The following is a 23,530-nucleotide window of genomic DNA, read 5'->3' as shown; positions in this document are numbered from 1 at the left end:
TGCTCTCCATTCATCCAAGGGTAGACAGGGGCCGGGCTTGCGCGCGGGCCACGGCCGCACTCACCACCTGCGCCACATGCTCGGGCGTGAAGCCATAGGCCTTCAGCAGTTCAGGCCCTGGGGCCGACTCTCCAAAGTGGTCCAGGCCCACGCTGGCGCAGCAGCCATACGCGGCCCATAAGCGCGTCACACCCGCCTCCACCGCCACCCGGGGCCGCTCGCTCATCAACACGCTGCGCTGGTAGTCGGCAGATTGGCGGTCGAACACCGAGGTCGACGGCATGGAGACCACCCGCACGGCCAAGCCTTGCGTGTCCAACAGGGCTTGCGCCTGCATGGCCAGCGCCAGCTCAGAGCCGGTGGCAATGATCACCGCTTGGGGCTCGGGGCGGTCGCTCAATACATAGCCCCCACGCCGGATGTCCAGCACCTGCTCAGGCGTGCGCGGCTGGGCTGCCAGGTTCTGGCGCGACAAGAGCAGCGATGAAGGGCGGTCCGATTGGCTCAATGCCATGCCCCAGGCAGCAAAGGTCTCGCACTCATCGCCCGGGCGCCACACGTCCAAGTGCGGGATCAGCCGCAATGAAGCCGCATGCTCAACGGGCTGGTGGGTCGGGCCGTCTTCGCCCAAACCAATGCTGTCGTGCGTGAACACATGGATGACCCGCTGGTGCATCAGGGCCGCCATGCGCAGGGCGTTGCGGCTGTAGTCGCTGAAAGTCAGGAAGGTGCCGCCGAAAGGGATCAAGCCGCCGTGCAGGGCCACGCCATTCATGATGGCGGCCATGCCGAACTCGCGCACGCCGTAGTTGATGTAGCGCCCACCCGGCTCCCCGCCCCGCAGCGCTTGCGCACCGGGCCAATCGGTCAGGTTGGAGCCCGTCAGGTCGGCTGAGCCGCCCAGCAGCTCGGGCAAGCGTTGCGCCAGCACCGCAATGGCGTTGTGAGACGCCTTGCGCGATGCCACCGTTTGCGCCCGCTGCTGCACCGCTGCCAGCTGAGCGAGCCAATCCGCCTCGAAGCCCTTGGGCAGTTGCCCCGACATGCGGCGTGCCAGCTCTACCGCCTCTTGGGGAAACGCCTGCGCATAGGCTGTCCAGCGCTGCTGCCACTGCACTTCAGCACACTCACCTGCTTGGCGCGCATTCCAAGCCGCCGCGATGTCGGCAGGCACCGCAAACGGTGCCGCCGTCCACTCCAAGGCGGCCTTGGTGGCGTCAACTTCTGCGCCGCCCAAGGGCTCACCATGCGCCTTGGCCGTGCCCTCGCGGGCAGGGCTGCCCTTGCCAATGGTGGTGCGGCAAATCACCAGCGTGGGCTGGGCGGTGTGTGCGCGGGCCTGCTGCAAGGCTGCATCCAGCGCGGCCACATCATGCCCATCCACAGGGCCGATGACCTGCCAGCCGCAGGCGGTGAAACGAGCGGCTGTGTCGTCTGCAAACCAGGGCGTGACGCCGCCATCAATGCTGATGCCGTTGTCGTCATACAGCACACAGAGCTTGCTTAAGCGCCAGGCCCCGGCCAAGGAGATGGCTTCTTGGCTGATACCTTCCATGAGGCAGCCGTCGCCCATGAAGACCCAGGTGCGGTGGTCCACCACGATGTGGCCCGGGCGGTTGAACTCGTCGGCCAAGAGCTTCTCGGCCAGCGCCATGCCCACGGCATTGGTCAAGCCTTGGCCCAGCGGTCCGGTGGTGGTTTCAACCCCGGGGGTGTGGCCAACTTCCGGGTGGCCTGGGGTGCGGCTGCCGCGCTGGCGAAAGCGCTGCAGCTCAGACATGGGCAGGTCGTAGCCGGTCAGGTGCAGCAAGGCATACAAGAGCATGGACGCATGGCCGTTGCTCAGCACAAAGCGGTCGCGGTCCCACCACTGCGGGTTGCTGGGGTTGTGCTTGAGGTGGCGCGTCCACAGCGCCTCGGCCATCTCGGCCATGCCCATGGGTGCGCCGGGGTGGCCGGAGTTGGCCTGCTGGACCGCGTCCATGGCCAAGGCGCGCAGGGCGTTGGCCAGGGGGTGACGTTGGCCGTTATCCGGGCGAACCACCCGGTCAGAAGAAGTTGATGCCATTGGTGGCTCCTGGTTTTGCCGATAAGCGAAGTGACGCCGTCACACTGAAGAGGCCTCCCGCGTGACCGCAGGCGTCGCGTCAAGCGGCCACTGTGGAACCGGCTTTGCCGGGCCACTGGTGGCGCCCCCTGGGGGAGCGGCGTAGCCGCTTCGGGGGGGTCAATTCATCGCGCGTTTCTTGCGCTCCATCATTCGCCAGATGAAGGGCGTGAAGATGAGCTGCATGGCCAGCTCCATCTTGCCGCCTGGCACCACCACGGTGTTGGCACGGGACATGAAGCTGTCGTTGATCATGTTCAGCAGATAGGGGAAGTCGATGCCCTTGGGGTTGGCAAAACGGATCACGCACAGGCTTTCGTCGGCACTGGGGATGTCACGCGAGATAAACGGGTTGGAGGTGTCCACCACCGGCACGCGCTGGAAGTTGACATGCGTGTGCGCAAACTGCGGGCAGATGTAGTTCACGTAGTCGGGCATGCGGCGCAGGATGGTGTCCGTCACGGCTTCGGCGCTGTAGCCGCGCACGTTCTTGTCGCGGTAGAGCTTCTGGATCCACTCCAGATTGATGACCGGCACCACGCCGGTCAGCAAGTCGGGGTGGCGCGCAATGTTCACCTCGGGCGTGACGACACCCCCATGCAGACCTTCGTAAAACAAGAGGTCCGTCTGCTCGGGCAGCGCCTCCCAGGGCGTGAAGGTGCCGGGGTCTTGTTGGTAGGGCGCAGCCTCGCCTGGGTCGTGCAGGTATTTGCGGCGCTGGCCGTTGCCACACTCGCCATAGCTGCGAAACAGTTGCTCCAACTCAGGGAAGAGGTTGTTCTCTGGCCCAAAGTGGCTGAAGTTCTTGTCACCCGCTTTCTCGGCCTCGGCCTGGCGCTTGCGCATCTCCAGGCGGTCATAGCGATGGAAGCTGTCGCCCTCGATGATGGCGGCGCTGACCTTCTCGCGGCGAAAGATGTTCTCAAAGGTGCGGGTCACCGACGAGGTGCCCGCGCCGGACGAACCGGTGATGGCGATGATGGGGTGTTTCTCAGACATGGGGCGTCTCCAAAATGGCAATGCGGCGGCCTCACCCTGCACTCGGCAAGGCGGCGAAAAGCGGTCAGTCTCTGAACAGGCTGCGCTCGGTGAACAGCGGTACGACCTCGTCGCGCGGTGCCGGCTGCTGGTGGTAGCGCTCGATGCGCTCGACCTCGTTCTTGGAGCCAAACACCAGGCCGATGCGCTGGTGCAGCTCGGTGGGCTTGACGCCCAGCACCGGCTGGCGGCCGGTGGAGGCGCGGCCACCGGCCTGCTCCATCAAGAAGCCGACAGGGTTGGCTTCATACAGCAGGCGCAGACGGCCCGGCTTGCTCGGGTCTTTGGTGTCTCTCGGGTACATGAACACCCCACCGCGCATCAGGATGCGGTGGGCCTCGGCCACCATGGAGGCGATCCAGCGCATATTGAAGTCTTTGCCGCGCGGGCCGGTGGCGCCGGCCAAGCACTCGTCCACATAGCGCTTGATGGGCGCTTCCCAAAAGCGGCTGTTGCTGGCGTTGATGGCGAACTCGCGGGTGTCTTCAGGCACCTGCACGTCCGGATGGGTCAGCATGAACTCGCCCAGGTTCGGGTCCAAGGTAAAGCCCACCACGCCGTTGCCCACGCTCAGCATCAACATGGTGGTGGGGCCGTACAGCGCATAGCCTGCAGCCACCTGGGCGGCGCCTGGCTGCAGAAAGTCCGCCTCGCTCACATCGCGCCCGCTTTGAATAACCTCTGGGGGCGCCCGCAAGATGGAGAAGATGCTGCCCACCGACACATTCACGTCGATGTTGGACGAGCCATCCAGCGGGTCAAACACCAGCAGGTACTTGCCGCGCGGGTAGCTGGCCGGAATCTGATAGGGCTCGGCCATCTCCTCAGAGGCCAGCCCCGCCAAGTGGCCCGACCACTCATTGCGGCGAATGAACACTTGATTGGAGAGCACGTCCAACTTCTTCTGCACCTCGCCCTGCACATTGATGGCGCCGCCCGCCAGCTCCACATCGCCGCTGCTGCCGCCCAACTCCCCGAAGGCCACCGCACGGGCAATGGCTTTGCAGGCCAGTGAGACATCCAGCAGCAGCGCATTGAGCTCGCCACTGGCCCCTGGGAAGCGGCGTCGCTGCTCAATCAGATACTGGGTCAGCGTGGACCGGTTGGACAAAGGCATGGGGGAGGTCTCCTCATTGTTCTGACAGGCGGGGGCACCCAGTGCAGGCAGGGGCCGGCAGGGCCGATGACGCAATGTAGAGACGACGTCGTTTAAGGTAAATTCATTGATCTTTGGCTTTTGATTCAGAGAAACTTAATCAATGAAGACCGTCACCTTCCGCCAGCTCCGCGTCTTCACCGAAGTGGCGCGCCACCTGAGCTTTGTGCGGGCGGCCGAAAGCCTGCACCTCACGCCCCCAGCCGTGACCATGCAGATCAAGGAGTTGGAAGGGGCAATTGAGCTGCCGCTGTTTGACCGCCAAGGCCGCAAAGTGGCACTGACCACCGCCGGTGAGTACTTCTTGGTCTATGCCAAGCGCCTGCTGGCCACGCTCAAAGACGCGAACGACGCCATGGCCCGCTTTCGCAAGCTGGAGACCGGCTTGTTGACCGTGGGCCTGGTCAGCACGGCCAAGTACTTTGTGCCGCGCCTCTTGGTGAACTTCCGGCAAGAGCACCCGGGCGTGGAGGTCAAGCTCACCGTCAGCGCCAACCGCGAGCAGTTGGTCACGCACTTGGTGAACGGCGAGGTGGACTTGGCCATCATGGGCCGCCCGCCGCTCGAGCTGGCCGCGCGTTCGGAGCCCTTTGCCGCCAACCCGCATGTATTTGTGGCACCGCCCGGCCACCCCATCTTTCGCAGCGGCCACCCGCCGGTGTCGGCCTTGGCAGCCTTTCCGCTGATCGTGCGTGAGGCGGCCTCAGGCACCCGCGCCCTGATGGACCGCTTCTTCCAAAACCACCGGGTTGAGCCGCGCATTGCCATGGAAATGCCCAGCAACGAGACCATCAAGCAAGCCGTGATGGCCGGCATGGGCTTGAGCTTTCTGAGCCTGCACACCTTGGGGTTAGAGCTGAAGACGCGCGAGCTGGAGATCGTCAACGTTGAAGACACGCCGGTGATGCGGCTGTGGAATGTGGTGCATCTGCAAAGCCGGGTGCTCTCCCCCGCCGCCGAGGCCTTTCGCTACTTCATCCTTGAAGAGGGGGAAAAGTACCTGGCGGCGCATGATGCGCCCTGGCTGAAGCTGAGTGGAGAAACAGAGGGTTGAAGTGGGCCTTGGCAGGCCTGCGGCCACTCACAGGCCCGTCAGCGGGTGCGCCAAGCGCCCATCCCCATGGTGGCGCAGCACCTCGGCAATCACCACCTGGTAGCCCTTGAGCCAGCGCGCCTGCAAGGCCTTGGCCTCGCGGTGTTCGGGCAGGGCCATCAAGGCCTGGATGGCGGCCTCGTCGCGCCAGTAATAGACGTTGCAGATTTGGCCTGTGGTGGTGGAGGTCCAGCTCTCTTCGCCGATGTAGCCGGGCAGCGCGCGGGCCGCTTGGGCGATGCGCTCATCCAGGGCGTGGAAGGTCTCGTCGTAGTCGCCGGGCAGAAAGGTGAAGGTGGTGGTGTACATCGTCACATGGGTGGTCATTGAAGCGCTTGACGCGCCAGGCTGATGGCCAGCACGCTCATGGTCAGGCCGACCACACCGTCCAGCACCCGCCAGGCCAGCGGCTTGGCAAACAGCGGCGCCAAGGCCCGCGCACCATAACCCAAGAGCACAAACCACAACACGCTGGCGCCGCCCGCCCCCAGCAAAAACGCCGCCTGCGTGCCGGGCGGCTGGCGCGCCCCCACCGCCCCCACCAGCACCACGGTATCCAGATAGACATGGGGGTTCAGCAGGCTCAGCGTCAAGGTCTGGGCCAGCACCGCCCCCACCGGGCGGGTGGCGGTGCTCGCGTCGGCCCGCAGCGCCTCGGCCTGGCCCATGCGCCGAAAGGCCGACAGCGCATACCAGGCCAGCAGCAGCGCGCCGCCCAAGGCCAGGGCCTGCAGGGCGGCCGGATGCTGGCCCAGGCTGGCGGCCAGGCCGCTGACGCCCAGGGTCATCAGCACCACATCCAGCGCCGCACAGGTGGCCACCACCGCGCCGACATGCTCGCGCTTGATGCCCTGTTGAAGCACCAAGGTGTTCTGCGCACCAATCGCCACGATGAGCGAAGCGCTGAGGGTGAAGCCCGTGAGCAGCACGGGCCAGGTGGAGTCGTTCAACATCAACATGGCCTCAGTGTCGCCGCGATCGTGCTGAACTCGAATGAAATCTGCTAAGGTTGATGAAGCCATTTTCATCTGACTATGATTGACACCCACCTCCTTTTGACCGTGGCCACGGTGGTACGTGAGGGCAGCTTCGAGCGTGCCGCGCAGCGCCTGCACATCACCCCGTCGGCCGTGTCGCAGCGCGTGCGCTTGCTGGAAGACCGCCTGGGCACGGCCCTGGTGCTGCGCGGCCAGCCCTGCAGCGCCACCGAGGCCGGTGCCCAGCTCTGCCGCCATGCCGACATCGTGGGCCTGCTGGAAGATGAGCTGCGGCGGCAGATGCCCGCCACTGCCAGCGCCAGCACGGCCCGCAGCAGCTTGCGCATTGCCGTCAATGCCGACAGCTTGGCGACTTGGTTCCTGCCCGCGCTGGCCGAGTTAGCCCAGGCGGGCAGCGCCTGGCTGGATGTGACCGTGGCCGACCAAGACCAAACCGCCGAGGGCTTGCGGCGCGGGCAGGTGCTGGCGGCCGTCACCTCGCAAGCCCAGGCCGTGCCGGGCTGCCGCAGCCGCCGCTTGGGTGCGCTGCGCTATGTGGCCACGGCCAGCCCGCGCTTCATGGCGCGTTGGTTCGCGCGCGGGGTCAGTGCCGAGGCGCTGAGCGTGGCGCCTTCGCTGGTGTTCAACCAAGATGATCGCCTGCAAGAGCGCTGGGTCAAGCGCCTGCTGCGCCGCCCCCTGCCCTTGCCCGCCCACCGCCTGCCGTCCTCAGACGCCTTTGTGCGCGCCGCCCTGGCCGACATGGGCTGGGGCATGAACCCGCTGCCCTTGGTGGCGCCTTTGCTGGCCAGCGGCGCCTTGGTGGAGCTGCTGCCCGACAAGCCGCTGGATGTGCCGCTGTATTGGCAGGTGGTCACCCTGGAGGTGCCCGTGCTGGACGATCTCAGCGCCTGCGTGCAGCGCCATGCGGCCCAACAACTGTCATGATCACCCCATGAACACCTCTTCACCCGTGACCCTGATCACCGGCGCCTCCAGCGGCATTGGCCGTGTCACCGCCCTTGAGCTGGCCCGTGCCGGCCACCGCGTGGTGCTGGCAGGCCGCAGTGCCAGCAAACACCAGCCCGTGCTCGACGAGATCGCCGCGCTGCCCGCATCACCGCAAGCCCTCTGGCTGGAGCTGGACCTGGGCGATTTGACCTCGGTGGCCGCTTGTGCCCAAGCCTTTTTGGACCTGGGCTGGCCCTTGCACACTTTGATCTTGAACGCCGGGCTGGCGGGCCAGCGCGGCCGCAGCGCCTCGGGCTTTGAGATGGCGTTTGGCGTCAACCACCTGGGCCACTTTGCGCTGGCCCAAGCCCTGCTGCCTTGCTTGCAGGCTTCAGCCCCGGCGCGGGTCATCACCGTGGCCAGCAAGATGCACTTTCGGGCCAATGGCCTCGATTGGGAGGCGCTGCAGCGGCCCACAGCCAGCCTGACCGGCGTGCCCGAGTACAACGTCTCTAAGCTGGCCAACGTGCTGTTCGCCACCGAGCTGGCGCGCCGCTTGGCGGGCAGCGGCGTGGAGAGCTATGTGGTGCACCCCGGCATCGTCGCCACCGAGGTCTGGCGCCATGTGCCTGCCCTGGTGCGGCCACTGCTGCGCCTGATGTGGGGCATGATCACCCCGCAAGAAGGCGCCCGCAGCACGCTGAAGTGCGCCACCGCCCCCAGCGCCGAGCTACAGCACGGCGGGTATTACGACCGCGAGCGTTTGAAGCCGCCCAGCGCTGTGGCCCAGGATCTGGCCTTGGCCCAGGCCTTGTGGGCGCGCAGCACGGCATGGTGCACCGGTGCTCAAATCGGCCAGGCAGGCGGCTCAGGGGCGGCGCTCTGAAGGCCCCACTTCGCTGAACCAGCGGAGCTTCAGCGCGTCAAGGCCATGAAGATCTCCGGCAGTCGCTGCGGCAGTTGCGCGACTCGGTCAATCACGGAATAGCGCGCACCGAAGATGCGCTGCACATAGCCGTCGGCTTTGGCGTCCACGCTGACGCAGTGGGTGTAGATGCCGCATTCGTCGCGCAAGGCTCGCACGGCCTGGGCGGCATCGTCGATCAGCGCCATGGGGTGATCGCTGTCCACGTCCGCAGGCTGGCCGTCGGTCAGTATCAACAGCAGGCGCTTGTCGGCCTTGCGGCCACTCAGCAAATGCCCGGCATGGCGCAGCGCCGCGCCCATGCGGGTTGAATAGGCCGCCTGCACGCCGGCCAAGCGGGCCTTGGGCAGAGCGTCACGCTCCCAGTGCTCGCCAAAGCCCTTGATGTGCCAGTACCGCACTTCATGGCGGGTATTGGAGTGAAAGCCAGCAATGGCCAACTGATCGCCCAGGGTTTGAATGGCTTGGGCCAAGAGGGCCACGGCGACGCGCGTCAGCGACAACACCGTCTGCCCCTCGGTGCCGGGCACCGCATCGTTGACCGAGGCCGACAGGTCCAACAGCAAGAGCACGGCCATGTCCCGCCCTTGGGGGTGGTGGCTGGTGTAGACCCGCTCGTCCACTGCTTGGCCGCTGGCGCGGGCGTTGATGAGGGCTCGCAGCGCCGCGTCTACATCCAACTCCGTGCCCTGCGCTTGCTGGCGCAGGCGCTGGCGGTCCTGGGGTTTGAGCGCATCGAGCAGGCGCTGCAGATGCCGGCTGGTGGCGCCGTGCTCGGCCAGCAAGCGGTCGATCTGGGTCGCATCACCTGCGGGCTGCAGGCCATCGAACACGCAGGCCCAATCGGGCCGCATCTGTTGGCTGCTCGGGTCCCACTCGGGGTAATGGCGAGGTGGCAGCCCCCCTTCCTGTGGTGCTGCCTGGGGCCGTGTGCGCTGGGGCTGATCTTCTTCATCACCGTCTTCGATGAAGGTCCAGAGATGGCGGTTGTCATCGCGCCAAGGCACGTGGGTGTCGGCAAAGCACACGGCCGCACGCTGATCGCTTTGCTGGCGCGTGCGCGCCGCCCAGGCCAGGGCCAGCTCAGCCATCTCGCGGGTGGAACTGCTCCCCTGTACCAGTGCCGCTTGAAAGCGGGTGATGAAGCCGGCCTGCTCAGCATCCGCCTCCAAGTCGCCCCACAGCAGCGCGCGAGACAAGCGCGTCAGGCGCACTCGCAAGCTGCTTTGCCCTTGGGCGTCTATGCCGTCTAGGCTGGGCCACGGGTGTAGGCGGCGCATGGCGTCTTGCAGCCCTGGGGCCTGTCGTATGACCAAGGCGTCCATGCGCGCATCTTCAAAGCACTCCACGGCCAAGCGCTGCAGGGGGCTCCAGTTGTCGGCGACCAAAGGGCTGGACGCTCGCCGGTGCTGGGCCAGGTGCGCCAACATCAGGCGGTAAGCCAGGAGGGCAGGCACGCCCGCTTGATCCTCCAGCACCTCGGGCAGACGCAGGCCCAGCAAGTCCCCCTCTTGCGCCATATAGGGCTGCAGGGGCGCTGCGGCGAGCGGCCCCTCGGCCGCCCCTTCTTGCAGCGCAACAGGCATGGGCACGAGCTGGGCCTCTAGCGCCCACAGCGCGCGCAGGCCCAAGGTCAGGCGGGTTTGCACATCCATCAGCAGCAGGCCACGGCGCTCGCGCTGCAGCACGGCACGGCTGTCCTCGGACTGCAGGCTGAAGTAGGCGCGCTGTCGCTGCGGGTGGCGGCCATGCAGGCGGATGCCGACCTCCATCCAGCGCCCCAATCCCGCCAGGGGCACTTGGCTCAGCAAACGCGGCGCATGCTCTAAAAAGTCGATCAAGCTGGGGCTGGGTTCGGTGGCATGACGGCCATGGATGGACACACTGGTGGCCTGCACCAAACGCTGCACCCATTGCCCATAGACCTGCAATGCAGCGAGGCCAGGCCATCGCCGCGCCACCCCCGGCAGGCTCTGCAGATAAGGAGCAATCGCCCGGCCGTTGGGCGACTTTTGCAAGACGGCGACGGTGTCGGCCACCGTGGGCAAGAGGGCCGAGCCTTGGTGCTGCATCAGCGCCGGCAAGACATCCATGCCCGCCAGCAAGGGCTCTGGGCCGCGCCCTAGGCGGCCCAGCCCTGCGCAGAAGTCCAGCCAGGCGTCGATGTCACTCGCGGGCAGGCATTGCACCGCGTGGGTCACATGGTCCTCGAAGACCGCCTGCACCTCGGCAAAGCGCGAGTCCAAGCGCTGGCGCAAGGCCTCTAAGCGAAGGGCCGGCACAGGGGGGTTCACAGCCGCTCCAGGCTCAGATCACGGCCAAGACCGCATGTTCCAAGGCGTCGCGCAGGTCTGCATCGTCCGTCAACGGGCGGACCATGGCCATCCGGCACGCCGCCTGCATGCTCACGCCGCCTTGCATCAATCGCCCGGCATTGACCAGCAGGCGTGTGGACATGCCCTCGACCAAACCATGGCCCTTCAGCCGCCGGGCCGCTTGGGCCACCACGATCAGTTGATGGGCCTGCGCCACGCCGATACCCGTCTCGGTGCACAGGATCTCCGCCTCGACCTCCGCGGGCGGGTAGTCGAAATCAAAGGCCGTGAAGCGCTGGCGGGTCGAGGGCTTCAGGTCCTTCATCAGGCTTTGGTAACCGGGGTTGTAAGAGATCACCAACTGAAAGTCAGGGTGGGCGTGGATCAACTCGCCCTTTTTGTCCAAGGGCAGTTGCCGCCGGTGGTCCGTGAGCGCATGAATGACCACCGTGGTGTCCTGCCTAGCCTCCACCACTTCATCCAGGTAGCAGATGCCACCGTGGCGGGCGGCCAGGGCCAGCGGTCCGTCTTGCCAGCGGGTGCCGCTGGGCTCCAGCAAGAAGCGCCCGACGAGATCAGCCGCCGTCATGTCTTCATTGCAGGCCACGGTGACCAAGGGTCGCTGCAGCCGCCAGGCCATGTACTCCACAAAGCGGCTCTTGCCGCAGCCGGTGGGGCCTTTGACCATCACCGGCAGGCGTGCGGCATAGGCCGCCTCGAACAAGGCCACTTCATCGGCTTGGGCTTGGAAGTGGGGCTCGCGCGCGATGCGCCAATCCTGCAGCGGGTCCATGGGCCGGCCTCAGGTCAGCGGTGGACGCCGGAGAGCTTGTCGCGCCAACCCGGGTACAAGGCATCGGCATCCTTGGGGAAGCTGTCAAAGGCGCGGGCAAATTCGCGGTGCTCTTTGGCCCATTCAATCGGGTCGGCCTTGGCCTTCCAGCACTCATAGGCTTGGCGCAGGCTGGTGGCACCGGCTGCAGGGCTGTCGATGTGGCCGTAGCTGCCGCCGCCGGCGGTGTTGATGACATTGCCGTGGCCGAGGTTCTCGAAGAAGCCCGGCAGGCGCAGCGCATTCATGCCGCCCGAGATGATGGGGGTGGTCGGCTTCATGCCGAACCACTCTTGCGGGTAGATGGGGCCCTGGTAGCTGTCGCGCTCGATGATGTAGGCGATGGCGCGGTCGTCCCTCTCGCCTTCCATCTTGCCGAAGCCCATGGTGCCCACGTGGATGCCGCTGGCGCCTTGCAGCCGCGACATCTTGGCCAGCACATAGGCGCTGTAGCCGCGCTTGGCGCTGGGGCTGGTGACAGCGCCGTGGCCGGCACGGTGGTAGTGCAGGTATTGGTGGGGGAAGGTGCGGCGGGCGGTGGTGACCATGCCCGGGCCACCGACATAGCCATCGACCAAGAAGGCCACTTTGTCGGCATCGGGGCCAAAGGCCTCCAGGATGTACTCGCCGCGAGCCACCATTTCATAGTGGTCGTCCGCCGTGATGTTGGCCGAGAAGAGCTTGGCCTGGCCGGTTTCGTCCATGGCACGGCGCATGGCGTCCACCACCAGCGGGATGGTCTTCTTCATGGGGGCGAAGACTTGGTTGCCTTGGGGCTCGTCGTTCTTGATGAAGTCGCCCCCCAACCAGAACTCATACGCCGCTTTGGCAAAGGGTTCAGGCCGCAGGCCCAGCTTGGGCTTGATGATGGTGCCGGCAATGTAGCCACCATCCTTGATGGGGCGCCCCAAGATACGCCAGAGGTCGGAGATGTCTTTGGCTGGGCCATCGAACAACTGGATGGCGCGCGGCGGCATGTAGAAGTCGATCATCTTGGCATGCTGGATGTCGCCCATGCCTTGGTTGTTGCCGATGACCAGGGTCAGGAAGCTGACGATCATCATCCGACCGTCGGTGATGTTGCGGTCGAACAGGTCCAGCGGATAGGCAATGCGCATGTCCTCGCTGGCTTCGTCGATGTAGTAGACCAAGGCGTCCACGCCTTTGGTGAACTCGTCGGTGGTGCTGACCTCCACGTTCGTGCCTGTGGACGACTCGGCCGCAAAGTGGGCGGCCGCCTCCAGATAACCGTGCCCGGCCTTGGGCTTCATGGTGTAGGCCACCAAGATGTGGCGGCCACCGTCGATCAAGGCCTTTTCACTCAGGCTCAGGTCGGCATAGCGGTTCGATTGGTCCATCTGTCGTCTCCGGTTTGGGATGCGTTGGACGGCATCCTAGGAGGGCAGATGGATAAGGTGAAGTCAGCTTTTTTGACTCTTCACTTAAGAATAATCTTAACGAGCGTTGACGATGTCCCTGTGCATGGGGGCCAGCACGGCCAGCAAACGGCTTTGCACGCCAAAGGGCACGCCCTGCACATCCAAGCTGTGCTGCAAAACCTCGACCACGGCATTGAAGTCGGCGCGGGTGATGTCCATGCCGCTGTGCAGGCGGCGGTGGTTGCGCTGGCGGCTGCAAGGGCCGCCACTGACCTGGCAGAACTCCAGGGCCAGCTCGGTTTTGAAGCGCTGGGCGTCAGAGCCTTCAAAGAACGGCGCCACGCGCCTATCCGCCAGCAAGCGCGTGTGAAAGACCGCCACCAAGGCCTCGATGCCGGCTTGCCCGCCCAGGGCGCGGTAGAGGCCGTCATCGGCAGGCACGGGGGGCAGGTAGGTGTCTCGCAGGTCGGGCAATACCGGGTCGGGCTCTTCGGCGCGGGCCTGGGTGGCCAGGCTCCAGGTCAGGGCGAACACACTGGCCGACAGCAGGGCCGCCGCCACCGCCTGACCCGCCGGATGAGACCACCAGCGTACTGGCGACTTGGGGGAGGCAGTGTGACTCATGGCGTGACTTGCACAGAGAGATAGAGGCCGCGCTGCGGCCTGGGGGTCACCGCCGGGACGACGCGGCCCAGGTCGGCCCAGGCCACGGTCAAGGAGGCCGTCTTAGTAGGCGCCCAGGCGACGAAAAAGTCCTTCCAATCATCCGCCGCCAAGCCATCACCCAAGGCCGAGGGGTTGAGCTTGTCAGGCATGCGTCGGTACTCTGCGCCCACGGCCAAGTCGCGCCGCAAGAGCCAGGCCACGCTGACTTCGGGCTGCAGACTGCGTGCTGGGCTGTTGCTACTGCCAAAGCCAAGCAGACCATTCTGGTTGGCACGGGTCCAGCGCAGCGTGCCATTGACCAGCACCCTGGGGCCTAGCAACAGCTTGGTCGCACCCAAGGTGAACTCGGCGTCGCGGGTGCGAGCCCCCAGCGCCGCCAACGTGGGAGCCAAGCCCCCAGCGTCTAGACGCCGCAGTTGCATGCCTACCGCCAGTTGTGGCCACAGGCTGTCGCTGTCCAGCAATGCCTCACCGACAAGCCGCCACTTGCCGGACAGCACATCTTGCTTCAGGTGCAGGCCGGGCAAGCCCAGGGCTGCGCCCGTGGCACCGGTGTCAAAGTCCTGGTGGGCGAGGGAGATCTCCCAGCGGTCGTCCCCACTGAGGGTGAGGCCACCGCCCCAGAAACCGTAGTCCTGCGTGCGCAGCCGGGTGACGAAGGCCGAGAGGCCCCATTGGCCCTCGGTGGCATAGGTGCCAGTCAAGGCCCAGGGCGTGAGGCCGCCGCCGGCGGCACCGTCCACACTGGAGACGCCGCCCGTCAGCAGCAGCTTGCCGTGGCGGCCGTCAGCGTGTTGGCTTTGAGCCAAGGCGGCAGGCCACGCACACAGCCATGCTGCACAGGCTGAGACGGCCATCAAGCTGGTTTTCAGGGCGGAGATCATGCCGCCCATTCTGAGCAGCTACCGCCCCCGCCGCCTCGCAAAAAGGCAGGCGCTTTGGCGCTTGTTTCAGGCTTTAAGGGCGGGCGCTTCCTCAGGCAATGTGGCCAAGATGGCCATGCCCAGCGCCATCACGGCCGCCGTCAACCACAACGCACCTCGAAAGCTGCCGCTGGCTTGGGCCATGGCACCCGCGACTGCGGGCGCGATGATCTGCGCCGCACCATAGCTCAGGGTCAGCCGAGCCATGGCTTTGCCAGGGTTGGCGGGCGAGCGCCGCCCCACCAGCGCCAAGGTCAGGCTGACGATGCCGATGAACGTGGCGCCATAACCCACCGCCCCCAGCAGCGCTGCTGCCAAGGAGCCCGACAACGCGGGCAAGATGACCGACAGCGTCTGCAGCCCAAAGGCCAACAGCAAAGCCCGCGTGTCACCCAGCCGACGTGCCACCCTGTCCCACAGAAACACCGCCGGCATGGCAGCCAAGCCCACCAGCGCCCAGGCCAGCGGCCCTTGCCCCGCCAAGGCCGGTTCGCGCTCGACGATGGCCACCGTGAACGTGGCGCTGATCACAAAGCCCCAGCCCGCTGCAAAGTAGCTGCCAGCCATGGTCCACATCCAGCGCTTAGACGCGGTGGGCGCGGCGGCTTGCGCAGCCGCGGTGGCCGCAGGCGGCGGCACCGGCGGGCGCCACAGCCAGGCCGGGGCAAAGAAGACAAGGCCCACCACCGCCAGCGCCAGCCATTGGGTGGACCACAAAGGCCAGACGCGCTGCAAAGCCCAGGCGCCCACGGCCGACACCACAATGCCCAGCCCCAAGCCGATGAAGTGCACGCCCAGCTCAGGCCGCCGCCCTTGGCGCATCAGCCAGCCCAATACCAGCCCCGAGCCCAGCAACATGCCGGTGGCGCCACACAAGCCCCCCAGATAGCGCCACAGCGCCCAGGCCGGCCACCAGGCCGAGACGGCCATCAAGGCGGTGCACAACAGCGCCATCCACAAGCCCGCGCCGTAGAGCCGGTGGCGCCAGCGGGCGTCGTCGATCCAGGCGGCCGCCAAAGCGCCACTCATATAGCCGGCGTAATTGACCGCCGCCAAGCCGCCCGCCGCTGCGTCGCTCAGGCCTGTTTGCGCCTGCAAGGCGGGCAGCAACGGCGTGTAGGCAAAGCGCGCCAAGCCAATGGTCAACACCAGGCCACAAATGCCACCGGTGATGACCTGCCAAGGGTGCAGTGCGCGAGCGCCGCTCAAAACGGCCCTTCGGCCAACAAACGTTCAATCTGCGCCTTGCGGTCGTTGCCCCAGAAGGGCTCGCCGTCGACGATGAAAAAGGGCGCACCGAAAACCCCGATGCGAATGGCCTGCTCGTTGACTTGGCGCAGGCGCTCCTTCCAAGCGGGGTCATTCCAGGCGGCTTCGGCAGCCGGGGCATCAAGACCCGACTCGAGCACCAAAGCCTTGAGGGCGGTGGCATCGTTGAGGGCGACGCCCCGCGTGAAGTAGGCCCTGAAGGCGCTGCGCGCCCATTGGGCGGCGGCGGGCTCGCCCTGGGTGTCATGCAGCCACCAGAAAATGCGTGCGGCGTTCTGCGTGGCAATCGGAAAAGGTTCGGGCTGCACAAAGGGCACGCGCTCATAGCGGGCCGAGCGGGCAAAGTCACGCAGCGAGTATTCGCGCTTAAGCGGATAGGCCACAGGGCTTTTCAGCTCGGCGGCGGCAAAGGTCACACCCAGCAAAATCGCGTGGCGACGCACAGTGCGGCCGTGGCGGGCCGCCAGCGCGTCGATCCACTCGTGCGCCACATAGGCATAGGGCGACGAAAAATCGAAGTAGAACTCGATGGGGGATTTCATAGGTCTCAACGATAAACGCAGCGGGGCCTGGCCGCCCAGCGGGCTTGCCCTGAATGCCCCTAGAAAAGCCGCCGAATGACCCTCTATTTGCGCCAGAACTGCGGTGTCAGCAGCACCAACACCGAGAACAACTCCAAGCGACCCAAGAGCATGGTGATCGTACAAACCCAGGTTTGAAAGTCGGTCAGCCCTTGGAAGTTGCCTGCAGGCCCCACTTGCCCGAGGCCCGGCCCGGTGTTGTTGATACAAGCCACGACGGCCGTGAAGGCGGTGATGGCGTCCAGCCCTGACAGCAGCAAGAGCATGGTGGCACCGATGGTGACCGCGCCATAGATCAGCATGAAGGCCAAGATGGCTGACAGCACATCGGCGCTGACCACCCCTCCACCCAAGGTCACAGGCTGCACCGCTCGGGGGTGCAAGATGCGAGTCAGCTCACGCTTGGCTTGCTTGAGCAACAGCAGGCTGCGCACCAGCTTGATGCCACCGCCGGTGGAGCCCGCGCAAGTGGAAAAACCACAGAGAAACAGCATGAAGACCGGTGCGAACACGGGCCACTGTGCATAGTCCGTCGTGGCATAGCCGGTGGTGGTGGCTACTGAGACCACATTGAAGGCAGCAAAGCGCAGCGCCTCCAGGGGCTCTGCGTAGGTGCCGTGAGCCAGCAGGACGCCCGTAATGAGCAACACCGCGCCGAGCATCAAGGCCCAAAAGCACTTGGCCTCAAAGTCAGCCCACAAGACCTTCAAGCTCTTGCGCCGCCAAGCGACGAAGTACAGCGCAAAGTTAACCCCTGCTGCCAGCATGAAGAAGATGGCCACCGACTCAATCAAGGGCGAGTTGAACGCGCCCAGGCTGGCGTCATAAGAAGAGAAGCCGCCCAAGGACACCGTGGTGCACATGTGCATGAAGGCATCCGCCCAGCCCATGCCCGCCCAGCGATAAGCCAGCAAGCAGCTGACGCACACCAAGAAGTACACCGCCCACAGGCCTCTGGCCGTCTCGGCGATGCGAGGCGTGAGCTTTTGGTCTTTCATGGGCCCGGGGGTTTCAGCCTTGAAGATCTGGCTGCCCCCCACACCCAGCAAAGGCAAGATCGCCACCGCCAACACCAAGATGCCCATGCCACCCAGCAGCACCATGAAGCAGCGCCACACATTGATCGACAGAGGCAAGTGATCCAAACCCGTCAGCACTGTGCCGCATGTCGTGGTCAAGCCGGACATGGCTTCAAAGTAGGCATCGGTGAAACTGAGCTGCGGCAATTGCAGCCACAACGGCAAGGCTCCAAACAAAGGCAGCACCGTCCAGACCAGGGTCACCAACAAGAAACCATCGCGTGGCTGCAGCTCTCGACGGCTGCGGCGGCTGGCGAAGAACACCCACAGACCCGACGCAAAGGTGATCGCTATCGACACCAAGAAGGCATGCAAGGCTGCGTCGCCGCCCCACCACGCAAAGGCCGTGGGCACACCCATGGCCAGCGCAAACATCATCAACACACCGCCCAGCACGGTGAACACAGGCGCAAAGTGAGCCACTGCCGTCTCCGCGCTTTAGAAGAAGGTCGCCCCGACCTGGAACAGCTTCTCCACCTGGCGCAGCATGCGCTTGCGGGGCACGAAGACGATCACATGGTCCAAAGCCTGAATGACGGTGTCGTGGTGGGCCATCAGCACCTGGGGCTGGGCGTCCTCGCCCGCCAAGGCACCATCGGCCGTGTGCAGGCCTCGCACAATGGCGCCCACCTGCACGCCATGCGGCAGGTCCAACTCATCCACCCGGCGGCCCACCATGCGGCAGGTGCGGGCGTCACCGCGCACCACCGCCTCTAGCGCCTCGGCCGCACCCCGCCGCAGGCTGTGCACCGCTTCCACGTCGCCGCGCCGCACATGAGCCAGCAGCTCACCGATCACCGCACTGGCGGGTGAGAGGGCAATGTCGATTTGCGTGCCTTGCACCAGGTCCGCATAGGCCTTGCGGTTGATCAGCGCCAGCACGCGCTTGGCGCCCATGCGCTTGGCCAGCAGGCAGGCCATGATGTTGTCTTCGTCGTCATTGGTGAGCGCGGCGAAGAGGTCCATGTCGCGGACGTTTTCGTCCTCCAGCAAATCTTCGTCGGTGCAGTCCCCGTGCAACACCAGGGCTTGTGAGCCCAGTTGCGTGGCCAAGTAGTCGCAGCGGGTTCGGTCTTGCTCAATCAGCTTGACTTGGTAGTCCACACAGGCCTCGCGGGCCAAGCGCAGGCCCACTTTGCCACCACCGGCCAGCATGACCCGCTTGACCGGCGGCAGCGCCGTTTGACGCAGGGCCGCCAGCACGCCCGCAATGTGCTCGGTGGCAGCCAGCACGAAGACCTCGTCGCCGGGCTCGATCACCGTCTGCCCATCCAGCGAGGGCATGACCCGGTCTTGCCGATAGATGGCCACCACGCGCATGTCCAGGCCAGGCGCCAAGGTTTGCACTTCTTCCAAGCGGTGGCCCACCAAGAGGCCGCCGGGCACCGCCCGCACCACCATCAGGCTGACCAAGCCGTGGCCGAACTCCATCACCTGCAGTGCTTCAGGGTAGGCAATCAGCTTGCGGATGGTGGCGGTGACGGACGCCTCGGGGCAGATCACCTCGTCCACCGCAAAGCCCGTCTTGGCCATCAAGGCCGAGCCGGGCGAAAACTCGCTGGAGCGCAAGCGCGCAATGGTGGTGGGCACGCTAAACAGGTCATGCGCCACCTTGCAGGCGACCAAATTCGTCTCGTCGGACGAAGCGCAAGCAATCAGCATGTCGGCATCGGCAATGCCAGCTTGCTCCAGCACCGAGGGCTGAATGCCGTTACCCACCACGCCACGCAGGTCCAAGCGGTCTTGCAGCGGGCGCAGGCGGGCGGGGTCGGGGTCGATCACCGTGATGTCGTTCTTCTCGGAGACCAGGCTCTCGGCCACACTCTCGCCCACGCGCCCCGCGCCCAAAATGATGATGTTCATAAGCCGCCATCATACGAGGCGGCACTTGCGATGCGTCATGCACGGCGCCACAGATGGCCGTAGCATCCGGCCATGACCCTGAACCTCGCGCTCGCCTGTCTGGCGCTCTGCATCGCCTTGGCCCTGCGCCCCTGGCGAGCCGCGCCTGCGGAAGGGCCACCCTGGCCCTGGTTGGCCTGGTGGGCGGCGATGCCGCTGCTGTGGGGGGCCGACCAGATCGCGCGCATTCCCTTGGTGCAGCCCATTGCAGGCTCCTGCCTGTTGGTGATGATGGCCGGCTGGCCCTTGAGCGTGCTGGCCATGGTGGTCGTGGCCGGGCTGACGGGCACCGTGGCCGATCTGGGCTGGGCCGAGAGCCTGTCGCGCTTGGTCTGGTTAGGGGTGGTGCCCGCCACCTTGACCGTGGGCCTGGGCGCACTGATCCGCCGCTGGCTGCCACATCATCTGTTTGTCTACATCCTGGGCCGGGGCTTTTTTGCCAGCCTCTTGGCCATGAGCCTCTCGGGCCTGCTCGCTTGGATGGTGCAAGGGGAGCCCGCCGGGGTGCAGGCCGAAGACCTGCTGCTGGGCCGCTGGCTTTCGGCCTGGGCCGATGCCTTCTTGACCGGCATGATGGTCGCCATCTTCGTCGCCTTCAGGCCGCAGTGGCTGGCGACCTATTCAGACGCGATTTATCTCAAGCCTTAGTCCGTGTCCTGCACTGGGGACTCGCAATCCTCACCGCTCGTCTGCGCTGTTGGCGTCTGCCCAACAGCGCCCTCACCTGCCGCCTCTGTCAACCAGACCACGACATTGCGACACGGTGCATCAACACGATCACCCCACATCGAACGAGCAGCAGAAGGAAGTCCCGAATACTCAGCTGTGGCCATACCGAGCGAAGCCAGAGCAGCCACACCCATGGGGGAGAGCGTCCAACCTAAACGCCGAGAAACCAGCTTCACCCATTCTTGAAGCACCGCCTGTTCCACGGTCAAAACGCCCGCCACAGCGCGTCGGGCAAGAACCCAAGGGAGATGGGGGCGATAGTGCTCTGAGGTCCTAGGCCAATCCATCAAGCTCGGCAAGAGGCTGAGATTTGCGTCCTCTTCGACCAAGACGGTTCGAACGGCTCGCCCGTAAATCTGCTTCAACGCCATGGCCAGTGCGGCAGCAGAGACCCCCTCTGCGTTTGGCACAAGGACCAGCAATGGGTTCTTGCTGTCAACCTTCACCCCCGCGCCATGAAGCTGCTCTTTGAGCTCAATGGCCGCGCAGGCATAAGCAAGTGCGGTGTCCTCCGACTCGCAAGCGTCAATCCAACAGGTCGCTGGGTCGCGACTGACTTGGGACGCCATCACAATGCGCACATCACCCGGCGTGCAGTGGTGCACATGTTGGATCACGCCCGCTTTGGCAAGCCCCCACCGGATGTCTGATGCCAAGGGCCTGGCACTATGGTGCTCTACAGACCAGCCCATGCTTTTGCCCATGCGCGCAGCGCAAGCTGCCAAACCAGGGCTACCCAGCACCGCAATCTTGCTGACCGGCCACTTTGGGAGCAAAGCGTGTGTGACAGCACGCGCATGGATCGAATTCCCGATGGGAGTCTCGTGATCGCATTTCAGCCATACCTGCAAGCTGCCAGCGCAAATGCCAGTGAGCTCTTGAACAGACTTATTGCCTATTCGTCTCAGCGGTGAAGACATCAAGCCCGGGTACGGTGTGAAGGAAGCCAAGTCGCCAGCCGCATGTGCGTACAAGCGGCTTCGCATCAACAGACCCTCGATGTCGTCCAGGGTCATCCCCATCAAGCCGCTGTCCACGGCGCTCATGACCGGCGGCGGAAGATGCCATGCCAGAGGTACTTTCAGTCCCGAACTGGCTCGATCTACTTGAGCGAGTGGTGCAGTGCGCATCAGCATGCTGGGTTCCGCGAAGTGTGCCAACGGCCCAAGTCGACGGCATCGTGCCGGCGCTTGCTGCCAACTCGTTCTATGTCTTCAGCCAGCCACGTCGCGGCACCAAAAGTGCTGCCAACGTTCGCGTCAGAGTGTCCCAAATTCAGGTACACATTGGACAACGCCGTCGGCTCCACCAAAGGCAGCCCGGTGGGACTGACCCATGTTGAAGACAGCTTCGGTCGATGGGATGTCGCCACCCAGTGCCCACCAAGCACTTGCCTTGCAAACTCAGCAAGAGGTAGCGCCATTTCCGGGTCGATATTCGGAACCGCACCCAGCCACGAAGGCCCATACACCCAGCCTGCACCACCGCTCCTGATGGCTCTCAGGCCGGACCGTTTGTCGCTGACACACCAAGGACTGCGTGCCCCTTGAGACCAGGCCGAGGTCAGCCGCATGCCGAGGCGGCTCAAACGAGCCAAGGTGGGCTTGACACCTTCCCGTACAAGCAAACCCTCAGCTTGCGACCAGTCCGTCACCACAAGCCATCGGGTGGGCCAAGCTTCTGGCCGTCCACCATTGACTCGTACTGTCAGCATCTGGAGCTGTCGAGATTGCGTCACCGTGCCCGTGGCCACACCCACTGCAAACCGCACCCCGCGCTGAATCAGGCTGCCACGCAAGTGCAACTTAGAGTCGGCGACGTCTAGCAATGCTGGAACACTGCTCATGCTGCACGCGCCCCCCAGCTTAATGCTCATGAGCCCTGCATACGCCGAATTTGCGCCTGGCAGGCCGAGTTGCTGCTGCATTGCAAGGCGATCACTATGGCTGCGCCGCATGAGGGACTCCATGCGCGCACTCTGCCACCCTTGGGGAAAGAAGTGTCGCGACACCCACCGATTGACCAACCAGGAGGCGTGGCGCACGGACTCCGCACTGCGGTGAAATCGGCTCGCCCCCCGCTTCAAAGCAAGCTCGTTCGCACCCTCTGCAGCCGCAAAGAAAATGGGCGCGTCGGCGTCCCATGTGAGGTCTACCCCAAAGGGCTCAAGAACGGTCACAAGGTGACCCAGATTTGAAAGCGCATGCGCCGCGCAAAGTGCTGGCAAACCAGACCCGAGGATGACTGTATTCATGATCTCGCGATGTCGATCACTGACCCATGGGACAGCACTCGATTCAAACTAAGAACAACTACTGACGTCGCAAGTCGCTTTCGTGAACGACCTCAAAGACGCCGACCAAGCTGCACCCCGAACCCCGAAGGGCTGCGCGGTGAAACCGCAATTGCAATGGCGTGCCAGCTTATGGTTACCGTGCGGCATGCGCTGTGGCTTGCAGACTGAAAGTCGCTACGGCATGTCGCATTTGGGCGAGAGACTTCGCAATCGGTGCTGTTGTGGGGCGGCATGCCAGCCGCATCAGGTCGATACCTCATAGACCAAGGTCTCGTGGGCTGGCAAGATCCCCAGACTGCAGTTCACCTTTTTCGCTATGCCCCCCACCATTGCACACAAGCTGTTTCGAAAGTGCACCTTGGCAGCGGTCCTCTTGTCGACCTTGCCGCTGGCATGGGCACAAGCTCCGGCGCGCATCGCCAGCAGCGAAAGCACAGCGCAACCCATCATCGAAAAATTGCGCAAAGGCGGGAGCATCACCATTGCGCACCGCGAATCCTCAGTGCCCTTCTCCTATCTAGATGGGAACCAGAAGCCCGTTGGCTATGCGGTCGACATCTGCCTCAAGGTGGCTGAGGCCGTGAAGAAGCAATTGGCACTGAAAGAGCTAGAGGTGAAGTACCGCAAGGTCAGCGCGGCCGACCGGATTCAAGTCATCGAGTCGCACCAAGCCGAGTTGGAGTGTGGCTCCACCACCAACAATGCCGAGCGTCGGGCCAAGGTGGCCTTCACCATACCGCACTACATCACGGGTGCGCGCTACTTGGTGCGCGCCGATAGCCCCATCAAAGAGTTGGCCGACTTCGAAGGCAAAACCTTAGTCTCGACCAAAGGGACGACGCCCCTCAAGGCCGTTGATCGGGCCAACAAAGACCGCCTGCTCAAGATCCAGATCCTCGAAGCCCCTGACCATGCCAGGGCCGTAGAGATGGTGGAAAAGGGCGAGGCTGATGGCTTTGCCATGGACGACGTTTTGTTGTTTGGCCTGAGGGTCGCGAGCGCCAAGCCCGACAAGCTCAAAGTGGTGGGCAAGCTGCTGACCATCGAGCCCCTGGCCATCATGCTGCCCAAGGACGACCCTGCCTTCAAACGCATCGTCGATGACGAGCTGAAACGCTTGATACGCAGCGGCGAGGCCCAAGCGCTGTATGAGCGCTGGTTCATGAAGCCCATTCCGCCCAAGAACACGGCCCTGAACCTGCCCATGAACTACCTGCTCAAAGAGTTCTGGAAGTACCCGACGGACGTGGTGCCCAACTGACATCGGTCTCTTCATTTCCCTTCAGAGGGCAGTTGCCTCTGACGCCCCCAG

The 23,530-nt window shown here is 64.8% G+C and carries 20 protein-coding genes; 5 read left to right on the top strand and 15 right to left on the bottom strand.

Annotated features, from left to right (window positions below):
- Positions 1-10: 10 nt before the first annotated feature.
- The 3 genes from tkt to ACIQ3Q_RS14525 form a co-directional block, all read right to left on the bottom strand.
- A complete protein-coding gene (tkt, locus tag ACIQ3Q_RS14535; protein ID WP_396269851.1) occupies positions 11-2,068 on the bottom strand; it encodes a transketolase in 2,058 nt (685 codons plus the stop codon).
- A 159-nt stretch (positions 2,069-2,227) separates the two neighbouring features.
- Entirely contained in the window at positions 2,228-3,106 is an 879-nt protein-coding gene (locus ACIQ3Q_RS14530) for a phosphoribulokinase (protein WP_396269850.1), read from the bottom strand.
- Between the two features lie 64 nt (positions 3,107-3,170).
- Positions 3,171-4,262, bottom strand: a complete 1,092-nt coding sequence (locus ACIQ3Q_RS14525; protein WP_396269849.1) for a class 1 fructose-bisphosphatase — start codon at positions 4,260-4,262, stop codon at positions 3,171-3,173.
- Positions 4,263-4,404: 142 nt separating this feature from the next.
- Between ACIQ3Q_RS14525 and ACIQ3Q_RS14520 the strand changes: the two genes are divergently transcribed.
- On the top strand, positions 4,405-5,355 hold the full coding sequence (locus ACIQ3Q_RS14520; protein ID WP_396269848.1) for a LysR substrate-binding domain-containing protein: 951 nt from the start codon (positions 4,405-4,407) through the stop codon (positions 5,353-5,355).
- A 27-nt stretch (positions 5,356-5,382) separates the two neighbouring features.
- On the opposite strand, the gene ACIQ3Q_RS14515 is transcribed toward ACIQ3Q_RS14520, so the two are convergent.
- The gene (locus tag ACIQ3Q_RS14515) at positions 5,383-5,703 is read right to left on the bottom strand and encodes an antibiotic biosynthesis monooxygenase family protein (RefSeq protein ID WP_396269864.1); all 321 of its coding nucleotides are present in this window, start codon (positions 5,701-5,703) and stop codon (positions 5,383-5,385) included.
- A gap of 14 nt (positions 5,704-5,717) precedes the next feature.
- Entirely contained in the window at positions 5,718-6,347 is a 630-nt protein-coding gene (locus tag ACIQ3Q_RS14510) for a LysE/ArgO family amino acid transporter (protein WP_396269847.1), read from the bottom strand.
- Positions 6,348-6,428: 81 nt separating this feature from the next.
- Here ACIQ3Q_RS14510 and ACIQ3Q_RS14505 point away from each other — a divergent pair, with 81 nt between their 5' ends.
- Complete coding sequence (locus tag ACIQ3Q_RS14505; protein WP_396269846.1) at positions 6,429-7,319, top strand: LysR family transcriptional regulator ArgP; 891 nt, start codon at positions 6,429-6,431, stop codon at positions 7,317-7,319.
- A 7-nt stretch (positions 7,320-7,326) separates the two neighbouring features.
- The gene (locus ACIQ3Q_RS14500; RefSeq protein ID WP_396269845.1) at positions 7,327-8,208 is read left to right on the top strand and encodes an SDR family oxidoreductase; all 882 of its coding nucleotides are present in this window, start codon (positions 7,327-7,329) and stop codon (positions 8,206-8,208) included.
- A 29-nt stretch (positions 8,209-8,237) separates the two neighbouring features.
- Here the strand turns inward: ACIQ3Q_RS14500 and ACIQ3Q_RS14495 are convergent, their stop codons facing one another.
- The 9 genes from ACIQ3Q_RS14495 to trkA all read right to left on the bottom strand — a co-directional run bounded on the left by ACIQ3Q_RS14495 (position 8,238) and on the right by trkA (position 19,154).
- Complete coding sequence (locus tag ACIQ3Q_RS14495) at positions 8,238-10,541, bottom strand: nitric oxide reductase activation protein NorD (protein ID WP_396269844.1); 2,304 nt, start codon at positions 10,539-10,541, stop codon at positions 8,238-8,240.
- 13 nt (positions 10,542-10,554) lie between these two features.
- Positions 10,555-11,355, bottom strand: coding sequence for a CbbQ/NirQ/NorQ/GpvN family protein (locus ACIQ3Q_RS14490; RefSeq protein WP_396269843.1), 801 nt, complete (start codon positions 11,353-11,355; stop codon positions 10,555-10,557).
- A gap of 14 nt (positions 11,356-11,369) precedes the next feature.
- Positions 11,370-12,752: a ribulose-bisphosphate carboxylase gene (locus ACIQ3Q_RS14485; RefSeq protein ID WP_396269842.1), complete on the bottom strand. Its 1,383-nt coding sequence runs from the start codon at positions 12,750-12,752 to the stop codon at positions 11,370-11,372.
- A gap of 96 nt (positions 12,753-12,848) precedes the next feature.
- Positions 12,849-13,397 carry a group 1 truncated hemoglobin gene (locus ACIQ3Q_RS14480; protein ID WP_396269841.1) on the bottom strand — a complete coding sequence of 183 codons (549 nt, stop codon included), beginning with the start codon at positions 13,395-13,397 and terminating at the stop codon, positions 12,849-12,851.
- Positions 13,394-14,323: a DUF3034 family protein gene (locus ACIQ3Q_RS14475; protein ID WP_396269840.1), complete on the bottom strand. Its 930-nt coding sequence runs from the start codon at positions 14,321-14,323 to the stop codon at positions 13,394-13,396. The genes ACIQ3Q_RS14480 and ACIQ3Q_RS14475 overlap by 4 nt, the downstream gene beginning before the upstream one ends.
- 66 nt (positions 14,324-14,389) lie before the next feature.
- Complete coding sequence (locus tag ACIQ3Q_RS14470; protein WP_396269839.1) at positions 14,390-15,571, bottom strand: YbfB/YjiJ family MFS transporter; 1,182 nt, start codon at positions 15,569-15,571, stop codon at positions 14,390-14,392.
- Positions 15,568-16,173, bottom strand: a complete 606-nt coding sequence (locus tag ACIQ3Q_RS14465) for a 2-hydroxychromene-2-carboxylate isomerase (RefSeq protein ID WP_396269838.1) — start codon at positions 16,171-16,173, stop codon at positions 15,568-15,570. The genes ACIQ3Q_RS14470 and ACIQ3Q_RS14465 overlap by 4 nt, the downstream gene beginning before the upstream one ends.
- 83 nt (positions 16,174-16,256) lie before the next feature.
- Positions 16,257-17,714 (bottom strand): TrkH family potassium uptake protein, encoded by a 1,458-nt coding sequence (locus ACIQ3Q_RS14460; protein ID WP_396269837.1) that lies wholly within the window; start codon positions 17,712-17,714, stop codon positions 16,257-16,259.
- A 15-nt stretch (positions 17,715-17,729) separates the two neighbouring features.
- Entirely contained in the window at positions 17,730-19,154 is a 1,425-nt protein-coding gene (gene trkA, locus ACIQ3Q_RS14455) for a Trk system potassium transporter TrkA (RefSeq protein ID WP_396269836.1), read from the bottom strand.
- 72 nt (positions 19,155-19,226) lie between these two features.
- Between trkA and ACIQ3Q_RS14450 the strand changes: the two genes are divergently transcribed.
- Positions 19,227-19,841: a hypothetical protein gene (locus tag ACIQ3Q_RS14450; RefSeq protein WP_396269834.1), complete on the top strand. Its 615-nt coding sequence runs from the start codon at positions 19,227-19,229 to the stop codon at positions 19,839-19,841.
- On the opposite strand, the gene ACIQ3Q_RS14445 is transcribed toward ACIQ3Q_RS14450, so the two are convergent.
- A complete protein-coding gene (locus tag ACIQ3Q_RS14445) occupies positions 19,838-21,058 on the bottom strand; it encodes a pyridoxal-phosphate dependent enzyme (protein WP_396269833.1) in 1,221 nt (406 codons plus the stop codon). The genes ACIQ3Q_RS14450 and ACIQ3Q_RS14445 overlap by 4 nt on opposite strands.
- A 1,518-nt stretch (positions 21,059-22,576) precedes the next feature.
- On the opposite strand from ACIQ3Q_RS14445, the gene ACIQ3Q_RS14440 reads away from it, so the two are divergent.
- The gene (locus tag ACIQ3Q_RS14440) at positions 22,577-23,479 is read left to right on the top strand and encodes an amino acid ABC transporter substrate-binding protein (RefSeq protein WP_396269832.1); all 903 of its coding nucleotides are present in this window, start codon (positions 22,577-22,579) and stop codon (positions 23,477-23,479) included.
- The last annotated feature ends 51 nt before the right edge of the window (positions 23,480-23,530 follow it).

The sequence above is a fragment of the Ideonella sp. genome, assembly GCF_044358605.1.
GTDB lineage: Bacteria > Pseudomonadota > Gammaproteobacteria > Burkholderiales > Burkholderiaceae_C > Ideonella.
This window is presented reverse-complemented; position numbering and strand designations above follow the sequence as displayed.